This window comes from Aeromonas molluscorum 848, from assembly GCF_000388115.1.
In the GTDB taxonomy this organism is placed as follows: domain Bacteria; phylum Pseudomonadota; class Gammaproteobacteria; order Enterobacterales; family Aeromonadaceae; genus Aeromonas; species Aeromonas molluscorum.
This window is the reverse complement of the sequence record NZ_AQGQ01000100.1, coordinates 1-14,952: the sequence shown is the minus strand read 5'-3', so window position 1 is coordinate 14,952 and position 14,952 is coordinate 1. Positions and strand designations below refer to the sequence as shown.

Genomic DNA, 14,952 nt, shown 5'->3' with positions numbered 1-14,952 from the left:
AGACTCGCGATGCGTTGCAGCGCCTGCATCAGCTCGATTACCTGTGCGAGCCTCACGGCGCCATCGCCTGGGATCTGCTGAACGAGCAGCTCGCCGAGGACGAGGTAGGGGTCTTCCTCTGCACCGCCCATCCTGCCAAGTTCAAGGAGTCGGTGGACGAGATCCTGGATCTGGATGTGCCGCTGCCGGGCCCGCTCGCCAAGCACGCCGCCCTGCCGCTGCTGTCCCACAACCTGCCCGCTGACTTTGGCCGTCTCAAGGCCTTCCTGCTCGGTTAAGCCGCCATGAAAAATGAAAATCCCTCGCTTTTATCACGAGAGCGGGGGATTTTTTTATCCGATATAGGGCGGGGAATCCAACCCTGGATGATCACCCTGAAACAAGGAGCAGAGTATGAGTCAGCATCCCCTTCGCGCATTGATCGAGACCTGCGACGCCGCCATCTCCCGGCGCGACTTCGACGCCCTGATGGCCTTCTATGCCGAGGACGCCGCCCTGGTTGTCAAACCCGGCATGATGGCGCGCGGCATCCCCGCCATCCGCCGCGCCTTCACCGCCATCTCGGACTATTTTCAGGGCCAGCTTGAGGTGACCCAGGGGGCCATGGAGGTGATAGAGGGGGCCGACAACGCCCTGGTGATCATGGAGACCCGGCTGCGCTACCCGGACGGGCAAGGCGGCCTGGTGGACGAGACTCGCCGCGCCACCTATGTGTTTCGCAAAGAGAGCGATGGCCAGTGGCGCTGCACAATCGACAACTCCTATGGCACCGCGCTGCTGGGGGCGCAGGCGCCCACCGCCCACCCCTAAGTCCGCGATATTGGGGGCCATCCTTCCGGTCATAGGCGGAAATAGCCGAGAAAAGACAAGCCTCACAGAGCTGGTCCTGATACAAGCCCGCCGAATGGCGGGTCATCACAACCTGTTGGCAGAGTACGACCTGTCTGCGGTTGCTGCTGTGCATCTGTGGTTTGGTGCCTGTTTTTACCGCCCGGTGCGCGGCATGCAGGCTTGATTCAAGTTGGGGCATAAACCGGGCCCTGTACGACCTATTGGCCCTGCTCCCTTCGGCTGTTAATTTGGGTTCCGTTTGAGGTTGTTTCGGGCAAGCAAGGCCGCAGATTCCCCCACGGGAGCAGACGGCCGATGATCAGAGAATCACTATTCAGGGAGCAAACCATCATGTGGGTGCACCGGAAAATAGTGACCCAGTCTCTCAAAACACCGCTGGTTATCGCCAGGATCATTTTTCCTTCGCCTTGTTATTGGTGGCTCCGCTGTCATTGATTATGCTTTCGGACTCACCGAGGGCAGAGCTGGGAGGGGCATATGTCATCCTGTTCTTGCTGCTCATTGCCATGGTGTTGATGTTGATATCCAACTTGATGACCATTTTGATCGCCATGATGGAGCCGCGAAACAAGAGTAACCCCCAAGGGCAGAGGTAAGGCGAGCCTGATTACTCTGTGAGGCTCGGCCCGATGGAGTAAAGGCGACAAAGTGGCATCCCGCTGAGCGGGTATGGCTCGCGTCAGGACGAGATAGAGGGCCGTTAAATTGGCAGCGACCGCCAATAAAAATCCCCCTTGATGGGGGATTGTTATTGCTTGGGTTGGGCGCCAGCTCGGCGAATTCGTCGGGCTCAAGGGGCTGCCCGTTTGCCCGCCAGCGTCAGCCGGCCATCAGGCCCCGGCTTCGGGCTGGGTGTGCTCGGGGGCACCGCTCAGCAAGTCCTGCTTCTCGTCCTGACTCAGCATCAGATAGCGTTCGTACTGGCGCAGCACATCGGCGCTCAGCTCATCGCGGGTCAGATACTGAATGTCATAACCGGCACGGCCATCGGCGAAGAAGGTGATGGGCTCGAAGATACGGGCCTCGGGGTCGTGGTTGTGGGTCGCCTCCAGGGGGTTGAAGGCGGGGGCTGGCCTGGCCTCGATGCGCACCCCGTAACAGAAGTCGCGCCGCCCTTCCTGGGGAACCAGCAGGTGGCACTGCTCAGGATCATCCTGCACGACCCGGCTGGTGAGCCCACGGGCATTGAACTCGCTGCACAGGGCGGTGAGGGCGGGCAGGGCGATTTCGCCGAGGAAATTGCGGGCCTCCTTCTCGCTGGAGGGGCGTAGCAGGTGATCCATGCGGGTGCGCCACTGTTTGCCGTTCCAAAAATCGGTGGCAGGGGAGAGGCGCCTGGCCGAGTGCTCTTTATCCGCGATGAGACCGCGCACCAGGCCAAGGCAGAGCAGCACGATGATGAAGGCAAACGGCAGGGCGGCGATCAGCGTCATGGATTGCAGCGCCGCTAGCCCCCCGGTTGCCATCAGGGTACCGGCCGTGACCCCAAGCAGCAGGGCCCAGAACAGGCGTTGCCAGATGGGGGATCGCTCCTTGCCCTGGGTGGCGATGTTGTCGATGACGAAAGCCCCCGAGTCGGCGGAGGTGACGAAGAAGACGCTGATGAGGATCACCGCCAGGGCGGAGGTGATGTCGGCGCCCGGCAGCAGATCGAAGAAGTTGAACAGCAGGGTATCGACGTTGCCTACCGAGTCGATGAGGGCTTGGCCCCCTTCCTGCTGGCTGGCCCAGATGGCTGCGTTGCCGAATATCGTCATCCACAACAGGTTGAAGGCGGTGGGCACGAACAGCACGCCGAGGATGAACTCACGCAGGGTGCGCCCGCGGGAGATGCGCGCGATGAAGAGGCCGACGAAGGGAGACCAGGATATCCACCAGGCCCAGTAGAGCAGGGTCCAGTTGCCAAACCAGCCTGCCTGGTTGGGCTCGCTGTAGGTGAAGGTGCGGAAGGTGAGCTGAGTCAGGGAGGAGACATAGTTGCCTATGTTCTCGGAGAGGGCTCCCAGCAGGTATTGGGTGGGCCCCGCCACCAGCACGAACAGCAGCAGCACTATGGCGAGAAACAGGTTCAGCTCGGAGAGACGCTTGACCCCCTTGTCGAGGCCAGTAACCGCAGACAGGCCGGCCAGGGCGATGACGACCCCGATAAGGCCAAAGCGGAACAGGTCCCCCGAGGTGTCCATCCCGGTGAGGCGGGCTATCCCCGCCGACAGTTGCAGTACCCCGTAACCGAGGGTGGTGGCGATACCGAAGATGGTGCCCACCAGGGCGAAGACGTCTACCGTATGGCCGAGGGGCCCATAGATCTTCTCCTTGAAGATGGGGTAGAGGCCGGAGCGGATGGTCAGGGGCAGGTTGTAGCGAAAGCCGAAGTAGGCCAGTACCAGGCCGACGATGGCGTAGATGGCCCAGGCGTGGAAACCCCAGTGGAAGAAGGTGGTGACCATGGCCTCGCGGGCGGCGCCCGGCGTGAGGGAGGTCGCCTGGGGCGGGGAGACGAAGTGGGTCATGGGCTCGCCCACCCCGAAGTACATGAGCCCTATCCCCATACCGGCGGCAAACAGCATGGCGAGCCAGGAAGTGAAGCTGAACTCGGGGCGCGCGTCATCCGGTCCGAGCCGGATGCTGCCGTAGCTGCTAAATGCCAGCACCAGCAGCAGGATCAGGAACATGCCGACCACCAGCACGTAGAACCAGCTGAAGTGCTCTGCGATCCAGTGCTGACCGTCGCCGAAGAAGCGGGCGGCGGACTCGGGGGCCAGGGAGCAGACCGCCAGCAGCGCCACGATAAACAGCAGGCTGGGGACGAAAATAGGCAACGACAGGGTACAACGGGGTGGGCGGGGTGTGTTCATGGGACACCTTTGAGTAGAGGGACTCAGATACTATAAAGCCATTGTCCACTAAAGAGATAAAAGAGTTAACACCTTGGTCGTAATCATGCAACACCGCCTAGGACTCCCTTGCGGCCATGTGGCGACTTGGCGACAGGGGAGGTAGCCCTACGCCAGTACCCGGTGCAACCTTGTCATGGCAAACATGGGGCCAGAGGCGAACACTTTGGTTGTCCAGGAGTTGGGCGACTATAGTGCAACCTGACAGGCGAGGGCTGAGTCTTGCGCGCTTGTCGTCAGCACCACAATCAAATCAATAATGAGGGTTTGTCATATGAAAGGTATTGCCATCCTGATGACAGTATTTTTGATGGGAATGGGGGTTGCTCAGAGTGCGACCATGACGGCGCAGCAGTTGTGCGAAGCCCAAGCGAGCGACAAGAAGTTGAGCGGCGCAGCCAAGACCAGCTTTATCGGCAAGTGCGTCAAGGATGCCCCGGTCAACGACAAGGCAAGCCAATGTGAGCAGGTGGCGGCTGACAAGAAGCTGGCCGGTGCGGCCAAGAACAGCTTTATCCAGAAATGCGTGAAGACAGATGCCACGGCCGACAAGGCCAGCCAATGCGAGAAAGCGGCGGCTGACAAGAAGCTGGCCGGTGCGGCCAAGAACAGTTTTGTCCAGAAATGCGTGAAAACCGATGCCATGGCCGACAAGGCCAGCCAATGTGAAAAAGCGGCGGCCGACAAGAAGCTGGCCGGGGCGGCCAAGAACAGCTTTGTTCAGAAGTGCGTCAAGACAAGCTAGGACAAATCGGATCTGGTCACCCGCCATGGTAGGGCGCGGCTGATGCTGAACGGTAAGGTGTCGGGTAAGGGGGGCGGCGCGCCGGTGATGCCTCATACTGGCAAGTGATGTTCAGGGGGCGCATGGCCCCCTGTTTTATGCGTGCTTAAGTCATTCAGTGGCTGGCACAAGGCGCCCTCTCATGTGCTGGCGTCCGCCGTGAGCCTGGCTTAGAAGCTGGCCCCCAGGCTGATAAATTGGCGCCACTCCCGGCCATCTAGGGTGATGTGGCCATCCGGGCCATTTATCCAGGCATCATCCCAATCCAGCTCGCTCGACCAGGAGAGGCGCACGTTGTCGTTGAAGTAGTAACGCATGCCGATGCTGCCATTGACGCTCTGGTTGAGGGTGAACAGTGGCGAGTCCTGATCCAGATACTTGATATAGGTCCCCTTGCTAAACAGCTCTATTCGCTCGTCCCAGACTGGCTGGCGGTAGTCCCAGCCGAGGTTGGCGAAGGGATAGGAAGCATGCAACTTGCCAAACAGTTCCATGATGGCGTCATTGCCATCGCGCCAATAGGCATGACGCACACCCCCCTGGGCGATGAGTTCGAGGCGGCGCTTCTTGTCGTTCCAGAAGCGGTAACCGGGCCCCGAACCGAGATCGAGGGAGAGATAGTCGGTCTCTACCATGTCGTACTCATAGTCGACCGAGGTTCGCCAGAACCAGCTTTGGTCAAAGAAGATATCCATGATGGGTTTGAGCTGGTAGTCGTGGCTGTCTGTTTTGCCATCGGTGGTTTCGTAGTTGTATTCACCCTCCAGGGTGTAGCGCCAATCCATGTTGGCCACTTCGAATGCGCCCTTGAGGTTGACGTCATTGCTCTGACTGGTATTGCTCTTGAGCTTGATGTTGACGTCGCCGTTGCCCGTCATGTGCCAGGCGTTTTCAGCAATGCCCAGCGGGCTGAAGTCGAATCCCCCCTTGGCGGTTGGCTTGGGTTTGTAGGGCTTGTCGAGGCGCCAGCGCATGATGGCACTACGGGCTATGGTCAGTGGCTCGCCATAGGGCAGCTTGATGCGCACCATCTTGTCGGTCATCTCCTCTATCTTGCCGCTCAGCCGATCGCCGTTGTGCATCCAGAGGATATCGGCGGCCCAGAGTGGCGCCGCGCCCAACAGGGCGCAGAGGCAGAGCAGGCGCCACAAGGTACCCAGGGGAAGGAAGGGATTCATCATGTGTCCTATCAGGCGTTTAGCCGCCAACGAGCAAGGGCATGCCGTTCTTGCGCTCCAGCGCCAGGCTGGCTTGACCCGCATCCACTTCGGGAGCATCGATAAAGCCTTTGACCGCCGGGCTCAGCACCAGAGGGGCCCCTTGCTCAAGCTCTTGTTCGGTGCGGGACAGCGGCGAGTGCACTTCCAGCCAGCGGCTGCCATCTGGCTCTATGGCGGTCTTGACCGGTTGATTGATGACCCTGACCTGGGTGCCCAGCGGGACCTGTTTGAACAGGGATTCGATGTCAGCGGGACGCAGCCGGATGCAACCGGCACTGACCCTCAAGCCCACGCCGAAATCCTTGTTGGTGCCGTGAATGAGGTAATCCTGCTTGCCATAACCCAGACGCATGGCGAACTTGCCCAGCGGATTGTCCGGGCCCGGAGGCACCACGGCGGGCAAGTCTATGCCCTTGTTCTCTAGCCAGGATTTGCGCACCATGGGCCCAGGCGTCCAGGTCGGATTGGGGTTCTTGGCGATGACGGTCGTGGTCATCTCCGGGGTCTCGCGGCCTATGTCGCCTATGCCGATGGGCAGCACCACCACTTCATCCGCGCCTTTGGGGAAGTAGTAGAGACGCAGCTCAGGCAAATTGATGACGATGCCCTCCCGTGGCACATCCGGCAGCAGTATCTGCGTTGGCAGGAGCAAACGGGTGCCCGGTTTGGGCAGATAGGGATCGACCCCGGGATTGGCCTCAAGCAGCGCGAGGAAGCCGATCTGGGTATGAGCACCGATCAGCTCCAGGTGTTCGCCCTGCTGCACTATGTAGTCTTCGGGAGCGCCGATGAGGCGGCTGTTGGCCGCAGGCAGTGGATAGCTGGTGGCCAGCGCCGAGCCCGCCCAGCAGGCGGTCAGAAGAGTTAGCAGAATACGCAAGTTGAGCATGAGCAGTCCAGGTCGTCGAAACGGATCCCCTCAGGGAGGGCGAAAGAGGCGAAATTGTTAACCAATCGGCAGGGGAATGCCAGCCCGGCGGCAGTGACTGACCGATCTTCATCCTCCTGAACAGATAACAGGGAGCCAGGCGGAGCAAGGAGGCGACCAGGGGGGCAGCCACGCGGTGGCCCGCCATGATGCTTGACGGATTTATATACAGTTAGTTGATATTTAAAGAGATTGAGATTGATTTCCTGCGTGGGAGTGAGTCAGAATAGCCGCCACGGAGAGATGCCGGAGTGGCCGAACGGGATTGACTCGAAATCAATTGTGGTAGTAATACCACCCAGGGTTCGAATCCCTGTTTCTCCGCCATATATTGACCCCAGGTAAGCAATTGCCTGGGGTTTTTGCATGTTGGCTCTCGCCCACTTCCATTCAGTTCTCCACCATAGCTGCGATGATATGGCGCCCTCATGCCGCCTGGCGCAGCCATGCGCTGTCATCACCCAGCAACCGCAGCCCAGAGAACATGGGGAGGCGCCGGTGCTGCCTGCGTTTTAGCAAAATTAATTCACCATTCAGGTTAATCATTGGCGCCCATGGCCCCCGCCGGGCAAGAATGCGGGCACCATCTTGGTCGGGCAATCTGCGCAGCCAAACATCATCAGCAGCCCCTGGAGCCAATGGCTCGCTTTTCGAGCCGATCCCCAGGCCTGGCAATCCCTCATCACCGGAGAATTTATGCCCCCTGTCGCCCCTTGCATCGATCCCAGAATTGCCGAAATAGCGCCGGGTTTTCGCCTCCTCAGTATCACTGTGGAGGCGGGTCCTATACGTCATCCCGAGGTGGCCAGCGCCATGCTGGCCCAGGCATGTGTTGCCGTCACTGCCGGATTGCCGGTGTGGGCAGAGGCCCATATGGCCGGGTGGGCGGAGATCTTCAAGCTCTTTGGCGCCAAGCCCCAGCGCACTCCCTGCTCTGCGGATGCCCTGCGCAAACGTGTCCTGCGCGATGGCAGCCTGCCGAGCATCGATCCCGTCGTCGATCTCTACAACGCGGTCAGCATCCAGTATGCGGTGCCGGTTGGCGGGGAAAACTATGGTGCCTATGCGGGTGTACCTCACCTGACCATAGCCGATGGCAGCGAGCGCTTCGATACCTTCAAGGACGGCGCGTTGACCGATGAATCACCCGATCAGGGCGAAGTGATCTGGCGCGATGAGGAAGGGGTGACGTGCCGACGCTGGAACTGGCGTCAGGGGGTCAGAACGCGCCTCGATGCCGAGGCGCAGCAGATGTGGTTCATTCTGGAGGGGCTGCCATCCATGCCCCTTGAGGCGCTGGAGGCAGCCGGTAGTGCGCTGATCCGAGGGCTACAGGAGATGATGCCGGATGCCCGCATCGAGCAGCAGTTGCTGGAGAGCCAGGCATAGCTGGTGGCAGCGCCGAGGCGGATTCACTGCTGGTTCAGAGGCTTGGCACCCAGCCCCTTCCTGCAGGGTAAAGGACATTTCGTTTCGAACCCTGGTCGATGATGATAGGGCGCCTGCCGTGAGTGGGGGCAAGCGATGATCGCCCCCAAGCATCAGTTTGCGTATTAGCGTAACCCGGCGATGGTGAAGCCGCCGTCGACCAGCAGACTCTGGCCCGTGACAAAACGCGCTTCGTCGCTGCACAGCCAAGCGACGACATCCCCCACATCATCTGCTTTACCGACGCGCCCTGCCGGCGTCAGGCGCACGAAGGGGGCGAGTGTTTCCTCATTGGCCCCCATCCGCTGCGCCATCGGCGTGTCGATAATGCCGGGGTTGACGTTATTGATGCGGATGTTGTGTGGACCCGTTTCCAGCGCAAGGGCGCGGATCATGGCATCCAGCCCGCCTTTGCTGGCGGAGTAGGCTGCCGAACCAACACTCGCCCCGTGCGTCAGCCAGGAGGAGGTATTGACGATTGCGCCACCGTGACCGGCGCGGGTCATCGCTGCCAGCTCATACTTCATCGACAACCAGGCTCCCTTCAAATTGGTGGCGACTACACGGTCAAATTCGGCCTCGCTCATCTCGCTGATGGGGGAAAAGCCCTCCACCCCCGCGTTATTGAAGGCCGCATCCAGGCGCCCGAAATGGGTCAGCGTCGCGGTGATCAGTGCCTGTACCTGACCGCCGTCCGAGACATCCGTGGGCACGGCAAGCGCCTCGCCGCCCTGTTCGTGGATCAAGCGAACTGTGTCCCGCAGCGCGGCCTCTCGTCGCCCGGCGACCACCACGCTTGCGCCGTCCCGGGCAAATGCCAGCGCCGCGGCCTGACCGATGCCGCTTCCCCCACCCGTGACCAGCGCGACACGACCTTGCAGACGTAATGATTGAGACATGTTTTTACCCCGTTAAATGAAAATATTGAATCGAGGTCAGACTATAGGTCGATTTATTGCTGTGAATAAGCCGGGTTATATCTCATGATTTACTGGCTCATATTCATCAATGGGGGAGCGATGCGAACGAATGAATTTGGCGAACTGACGGCATTTGTGGCCGTTGCAGAGGAGAAGAGCTTTCGTAAGGCTGCTGCCCGTTTGAATCTAACTGCGTCCACACTCAGTCACGCTTTACGAGCGCTGGAAGATAGGCTCGGTGTGAGGCTGTTGAACCGTACCACTCGCACTGTGTCACCGACGCAGGCGGGCCTGGCTTTGCTGGCGGAGATCGTCCCGGCATTCAGCACCATTGCGAATGCCGTCGAGAGCGTGAATGCATTCAGAGAGAGTCCTCGGGGGAGGGTGCGGATCAACATGCCCCGGATAGCCGCCGACATGGTATTTCTACCGCAGTTGCCAGCATTTTTTGGCCAGTATCCGGATGTCCAGCTGGAGCTGACCACCAATGATGGCTTCGTAGATATCATCGGGGAAGGCTTCGATGCGGGTGTGCGGATCCGGGATGACATTCAGCAAGATATGAGCGCAGTGCGTCTGACCGAGGATTTCCATGTCGCCGTGTACGGCTCCCCTGGGTACTTCGAGCAGCACGCCATCCCTCAGACCCCTGCCGACTTGCCACACCATGCCTGCATCGGTCTTCGGGAAATCAGTGGAGGGTCTCTATACCGCTGGGAGTTTGAGAAAGATGGCCGGCGTCTGGCGGTGCCGGTAAGCGGTCCGCTGACGGTCGACAATATTGGCATGATGACCCGCATAGCAGTGGATGGCATCGGACTGGTTTACACGGCGCACAGCCGCGAGCACGACGAACTGGTGGCAAACGGCCGCCTGATAAGAGTGCTGGCCGACTGGTCCATAAGCTATCCCGGTTTCTTTCTCTATTATCCCGGCCACAGGCAGTTGCCTGCGGCGCTGCGGGCCGTGATCGACGTGTTCCGTTTACCGAGCAAGGGCACGGATACTTTGTGAGCCACCTCTGTTTGCACACTCTGTAGAGCAATATGCGGAACTTGTGGGCCATTCCCCGTATGCCTTGCCGCTGTGCCCCGCCGACCTTGGCTAGGGGAGGCTGCCCGGCTCAGGGGAGAGTGGGGCCCCCTGGCCTTGGGGGTTGCCTGCGCCGCCCAGAGCCAGATAGAGGCTGGCCATGGTGTTGAGCTGAGTCTGCTGCTGAGCGAGCAGGGCAAGCTCGGCCTCCGAGCGACGATTCTGTTCATCGAGCCAATCCTGCACCGGGCTGCTGCCCGCCTCGAAACGCACCCGGGCTAGCCGGTCCGCCTCGATGGCGTAGCTTTGTTGCAAGGCAAAATCGGCCAGTTGCTGCTCGCCGAAGCGGCGGGCGGCGAGGGCGTTTTCCACCTCGAACAGGGCATCGAACAGCCGTTGGCGAAACTCGGCCTGGGCTATCTGGTAGTCGTTGGCACTGCTGGCGACGGCGAGCCGGTTGTTGTTGTACTCGAGGAAGGGCAGGGTCAGGGCGGCGCCCAGGCTGCCCACCGGGTTTTCCAGCACTTGAGCCAGCCTGTCCGAGGCGGTGCTGGCGCTGCCGGTCAAGGTGAGCGCTGGGTAGAAGCTGGATCGCACCTCGTCGCTGCGTGCCAGGGTTTTGCGCAGGCGCAGCTCGGCAGCCCTCACATCCGGGCGCCGTGCCAGCAGGTCGGCCGGCAGGCCCGCGGCTATCTCGGGGATGGGGGCGAGGGTGAGACTATCCGGCTCAAAGGGGACTGGCCCCCGGCTGCGTCCCAGCAGTTGCAGCAGGGCACTGCTGGCCGCCACGCGCTGGCTGCGCAGGCTGGCCTGGGCGGCGCGCTTGCCGGCAAGCTGCTGGTTGGCCTGCACCAGGTCGAGGCGGGGCACGGCGCCCGCGTCATATTTGACACGGGTCAGGCGCAGAGTCTCGGTGAGATTGGCGAGCTGACGCTCCCCCAGAGTGATGGCGCTATTGAGATAGCCGAGCTGCCAATACTGCTGCAGGGTCTGGCTGATCAGGGTCTGACGGGTGGCGGCGAGATCCTCGGCGCTGGCGGCCGCCTCCCAGCTCGCCTGATCTCGCACCGCCGCCAGCTTGCCCCAGAGATCCACCTCATAGTTGAGGGTGAGACCGGGCCCCAGACTGTGGGTACTGATGCCGCTCTTGAGCTGTTTGTTGGTATTGGCATCCAGGCTGGCCGCGATCCCTGGGGTCTGGTTGGTATCGGCCTGATCCGCGGCAAGGCGCGCTCCCTTGAGCCTGAGTCCGGCCACATAGAGATTGGTATTGGCGGCCAGCACGGCATCGACCAGGGCATTGAGTCTGGCATCCCCAAATCCCTGCCACCAAGGGCCGGATGACAGGGGGGCGGAGGCGCGGCCATCTGCTTGCTGCCATTGGGCGGGGATCGCGAGATCCGCCCTCTGATAGCTGCTCTGCTGGGAGCAGGCACCAAGGGCAAGGCAGATCCCCAGCCAGGATATCTTCATGTTTTTCATCTTTATTCCCTGGCCAGCGCGACCACGGGGTCGAGCCGGGCGGCATTGCGGGCGGGCAGATAACCAAACAGCACCCCGATCAGGGTGGAGCAGGCAAACGCCATCAAAATGGAGAAAAGGGAGAACTGCATCTGCATCGCATCGACCAGGGAGGAGAAGATCAGGCCGATCAGCAAGGCAATGCCGACACCGAGCACGCCGCCGAGCAGGCTGACCATCACGGCTTCAATCAAGAACTGCTGCAAGATGTCGGACTGACGGGCGCCAACCGCGATGCGAATGCCAATCTCCCTGGTGCGCTCCACCACGGACACCAGCATGATGTTCATGACGCCCACCCCGCCGACGATGAGTGAAATGACTGCGATGGCAGAGACCAGCAGCGTCAGAGTCGCGGTAGTTTTCTCGACAGATTTCAATATCTTGTCGCTACTGAAGGTGAAAAAATCCTTGCTGCCGTGCCGTTGGCGCAGCAGGGCAATCACCTCGCGCTCTGCCAGGGCTGGCTGGATGCCGTCCCGGACTCTGAGGGTTATCTGGTTGAAATGGTTCTGGGAGATGAGGCGGCTCATCACGGCGCGGTATGGCAGCCAGACGCTCACCGACTGGCTCGGCTGACGAAAGCCGGTCTCCTCCTTGATGAGGCCGATGATCCGCACCGGCAGGGTGCCAATGAGCAGCACCTTGCCGATGGGGTCTTCCTCACCGAGCAAGCCCTTGATGCTGTCGGCATCGACCACGGCGAGGGGGGCCCTGTCCAGGCTGTCACGCTCGCTGAACAGCCGGCCACTGATGAGCGTCATGCCCTTGACCCGGAAGAAGTCGCTGCTCACGCCGTTGACGGTGCCGCTCTTGGTCTGATTGCGATAGCGCAGTTGCACCGAGGTGGAGAGCTGAGGGCTGGCCCCTTCCAGATAGGGTTGTCCTTGCAGTGCGCGCAAGTCGCCCTCGTTCAGAGTGCGTATGCTGGCAGCCTGTTCATCTCCCCAGTCCTTGCCGGGGAAGACGTCTATGGTGTTGGTGCCCATGGCGTTGATCTCGCCTATCACCTTGGCACGGGCCCCCTGGCCCAGGGCCACCACGCTCACCACGGCGGCAATGCCGATTATGATGCCGAGCATGGTGAGAAAGGTACGCATTCGGTGAGCCATCATGGCATGCAGCGCCATGCGGGCGGCCTCGCGATAACGATCCAGTCCCCGGTTGCCCAAGGCCTGGGGCACGGCTTTCAGAGACGAAGCGGTATGCTGCGGGCTGCCGCTGTCGCTCTGTACCCGGCCATCCTTGAGGGTGATGATGCGATCCGCATGATCCGCCACCGCCATGTCATGGGTCACCAGTATGATGGTGTGCCCCAGTGCGTGCAGTTCCTTGAGAATGGCCATCACCTCCTTGCCGCTCTGGCTATCCAGCGCCCCAGTCGGTTCGTCGGCCAGGATCACCTCGCCGCCATTGGCCAGCGCGCGGGCGATACTGACCCGTTGCTGCTGCCCGCCGGAGAGTTGACCCGGCGTGTGATGACTGCGATCGGCCAGACCCAGCCGGGTGAGCAGCGCCTTGGAGCGGGCATGGCGATCCGCCTTGGCCATGCCGGCATAGACGGCGGGGATCTCGACGTTGGCGGCCGCGTCCAGGTGGGGCAGCAGGTGATAACGCTGGAAGATAAAGCCAAAGTGGTGGCAACGCAGCCGGGCCAGGGCCAGGGCGTCGAGATCCGCCGTCTCTTGTCCGCGAAACAGGTAGTGCCCCTCGCTGGGCCTGTCGAGACAGCCGAGCAGGTTCATCAGGGTTGACTTGCCAGAGCCCGAGGCGCCGACGATGGCAACCATCTCTCCGGCCTGGATGGACAAGTCCAGCGGGTGCAGCACAGTCACCTCCTGCTCCCCGCTCAGGTAGCGACGACTGACACCTCTTAGCTCGATGAGTGGCGTTTCGTCAGCAGGAGCACCATTGAGGGGGGAGATCATGACATCTCATCCTCTTTCTCTCGGCCCTCATCCCCGGTCGGCTGGCCAATTACCACCTTGTCATGTTCGGCGAGCCCCTCAAGCACTTCGACCTTGATGTCATCCTTGAGCCCGGTCTGGATGGTACGGGTCTCGGGCGTCTCTCCATTCAGGACCTGCACCTGATACTCTCCCGGTCCCAGCTGTTTGCCGAGGGCGGTTCTGGGAATGGTCAACACCCCCTGACGCTGGCCGAGCACTATGGTGACTTGTGTGGTCATGGCGACCCGCAGGGCGTGATCGGGATTGGGCACATCGAACAGGGCATAGTAATAGACGGCGACATTGGTGCTGCTGGTGCTGGTGGTCTGATCGTTGACATTGATGGGTGCCAGCTCGACGGTGCGCAGCTTGGCCCGGTAGCGGGTATCAGGATCGCCAATCAGGGTGAAGTAGACCGGCATGCCGGCGCGCACCTTGCTGACATCGGCCTCGGAGATCTGGGCCTTGACCGTCATGATATCCAGATTGGCGAGCTTGAGCAGGGTGGGCACCGTCTGGGTGGCCGCCAATGTCTGCCCCTGGCGGGTGACGATGGAGACGACGGTGCCATCCATGGGGGCCTGGATCCGGGTATAGCCAAGCTGGGTGCGGGAGCGCTCGACCTTGATGGCGGCACTGTCGATATTGGCCTGGGCATTTTGCAGCTCGGCCCGGGTGACGGCGAGCTGGGCTTCTGCGTTTTCGAGATCGGCCTTTGAACTGGCCTGCTGGCCAAACATCTGCTGCTGGCGGCGATAGGCGAGCTCATATTGCTTGAGCTGAGCCTGCTTGATCCTGAGCTGCGCCTGGCTACTGGCGAGCTCGGCTTGGGCCGTCTTGAGATCGTTCTGAGCGATCAGCGGGTCTATCTCGGCCAACAGCTCCCCCTGTTTGACTTGCTGACCATTCTCGACCAGCAGCCGGGTAACCTGGCCCGAAACCTGGGCACCCACGTCGACTTGTTCCACCGCCTCCAGTGCGCCGCTGGCCAACACGGCATCTTCTATGTCCTGGCGGGTCACCGAGGCGCTCAACAAGGGGGCGGCCGCTTTGTTCGGCCATAGCAGCCAGATGGAGAGAGCGACCAGCAAGGCGGCAATGAGCCAGCGCAGCATAGGGGGAGGGACATCTTCATCGTGAATCTGGCATCCATGAACGCTAGGGGAGATAAGAGGAAACATCCTGCCGTAAAAGGCGGCTAAAAGACAACGGAGATCCTGTAACAAAGCTTGTCAACGCAGGACACCTGGGGAGAAGCTTCTTGCGGGAGATGGTAGCCAGGGCCAACGGCACCGGGTTGACCCTGCTTATGTGGCCAGGGCTTGGCAGGGGCTCAGCCAGGAGAAATAGTGCACCGCCTATTGCCACTGGCTGAGCTCTGCAAGTCAGCCCTGACTGAGTTGAGCGGTCAGCCAAGGGAGCCC

Annotated in this window: 11 protein-coding genes, 1 tRNA gene and 2 pseudogenes; 7 read left to right on the top strand and 7 right to left on the bottom strand. The window is 61.1% G+C overall.

What is annotated here, in order from left to right; translation table 11 throughout:
• From G113_RS21830 to G113_RS20610, 3 genes and pseudogenes are all read left to right on the top strand, one after another.
• Nucleotides 1-278: pseudogene (locus G113_RS21830) on the top strand (threonine synthase); the annotation flags it as partial.
• A gap of 115 nt (nt 279-393) precedes the next feature.
• Entirely contained in the window at nt 394-810 is a 417-nt protein-coding gene (locus G113_RS13405; RefSeq protein ID WP_005904059.1) for a YybH family protein, read from the top strand.
• 374 nt (nt 811-1,184) lie between these two features.
• The gene (locus tag G113_RS20610) at nt 1,185-1,448 is read left to right on the top strand and encodes a hypothetical protein (RefSeq protein WP_236611775.1); all 264 of its coding nucleotides are present in this window, start codon (nt 1,185-1,187) and stop codon (nt 1,446-1,448) included.
• A gap of 234 nt (nt 1,449-1,682) precedes the next feature.
• On the opposite strand, the gene G113_RS13395 is transcribed toward G113_RS20610, so the two are convergent.
• A complete protein-coding gene (locus tag G113_RS13395) occupies nt 1,683-3,707 on the bottom strand; it encodes a BCCT family transporter (protein ID WP_005904057.1) in 2,025 nt (674 codons plus the stop codon).
• A 313-nt stretch (nt 3,708-4,020) separates the two neighbouring features.
• Between G113_RS13395 and G113_RS13390 the strand changes: the two are divergent.
• Nucleotides 4,021-4,389: pseudogene (locus G113_RS13390) on the top strand (hypothetical protein); the annotation flags it as partial.
• Between the two features lie 311 nt (nt 4,390-4,700).
• On the opposite strand, the gene G113_RS13385 reads toward G113_RS13390, so the two are convergent.
• Together G113_RS13385 and G113_RS13380 are read right to left on the bottom strand one after the other, a co-directional pair.
• A complete protein-coding gene (locus G113_RS13385) occupies nt 4,701-5,708 on the bottom strand; it encodes a DUF481 domain-containing protein (protein ID WP_005904054.1) in 1,008 nt (335 codons plus the stop codon).
• A 19-nt stretch (nt 5,709-5,727) separates the two neighbouring features.
• On the bottom strand, nt 5,728-6,639 hold the full coding sequence (locus G113_RS13380) for a L,D-transpeptidase family protein (protein WP_005904052.1): 912 nt from the start codon (nt 6,637-6,639) through the stop codon (nt 5,728-5,730).
• 276 nt (nt 6,640-6,915) lie between these two features.
• Between G113_RS13380 and G113_RS13375 the strand changes: the two genes are divergently transcribed.
• Together G113_RS13375 and G113_RS13370 are read left to right on the top strand one after the other, a co-directional pair.
• Nucleotides 6,916-7,005, top strand: a tRNA-Ser gene (locus tag G113_RS13375).
• A gap of 369 nt (nt 7,006-7,374) precedes the next feature.
• Nucleotides 7,375-8,067: a B3/B4 domain-containing protein gene (locus G113_RS13370; RefSeq protein ID WP_005904050.1), complete on the top strand. Its 693-nt coding sequence runs from the start codon at nt 7,375-7,377 to the stop codon at nt 8,065-8,067.
• A 164-nt stretch (nt 8,068-8,231) separates the two neighbouring features.
• Here the strand turns inward: G113_RS13370 and G113_RS13365 are convergent, their stop codons facing one another.
• The gene (locus G113_RS13365; protein ID WP_005904048.1) at nt 8,232-9,005 is read right to left on the bottom strand and encodes an SDR family NAD(P)-dependent oxidoreductase; all 774 of its coding nucleotides are present in this window, start codon (nt 9,003-9,005) and stop codon (nt 8,232-8,234) included.
• Nucleotides 9,006-9,089: 84 nt separating this feature from the next.
• Between G113_RS13365 and G113_RS13360 the strand changes: the two genes are divergently transcribed.
• Nucleotides 9,090-10,040: a LysR family transcriptional regulator gene (locus G113_RS13360; RefSeq protein ID WP_005904044.1), complete on the top strand. Its 951-nt coding sequence runs from the start codon at nt 9,090-9,092 to the stop codon at nt 10,038-10,040.
• Nucleotides 10,041-10,130: 90 nt separating this feature from the next.
• Here G113_RS13360 and G113_RS13355 read toward each other — a convergent pair whose 3' ends face one another.
• From G113_RS13355 to G113_RS13345, 3 genes are read right to left on the bottom strand one after another with little or no spacing between them, the layout of a single operon-like run.
• Entirely contained in the window at nt 10,131-11,531 is a 1,401-nt protein-coding gene (locus G113_RS13355) for an efflux transporter outer membrane subunit (RefSeq protein WP_005904042.1), read from the bottom strand.
• An 11-nt stretch (nt 11,532-11,542) separates the two neighbouring features.
• A complete protein-coding gene (locus tag G113_RS13350; RefSeq protein ID WP_005904040.1) occupies nt 11,543-13,507 on the bottom strand; it encodes a MacB family efflux pump subunit in 1,965 nt (654 codons plus the stop codon).
• Complete coding sequence (locus tag G113_RS13345) at nt 13,504-14,643, bottom strand: efflux RND transporter periplasmic adaptor subunit (RefSeq protein ID WP_005904038.1); 1,140 nt, start codon at nt 14,641-14,643, stop codon at nt 13,504-13,506. Before G113_RS13345 ends, G113_RS13350 begins: the two co-directional genes overlap by 4 nt.
• Nucleotides 14,644-14,952: the final 309 nt, after the last annotated feature.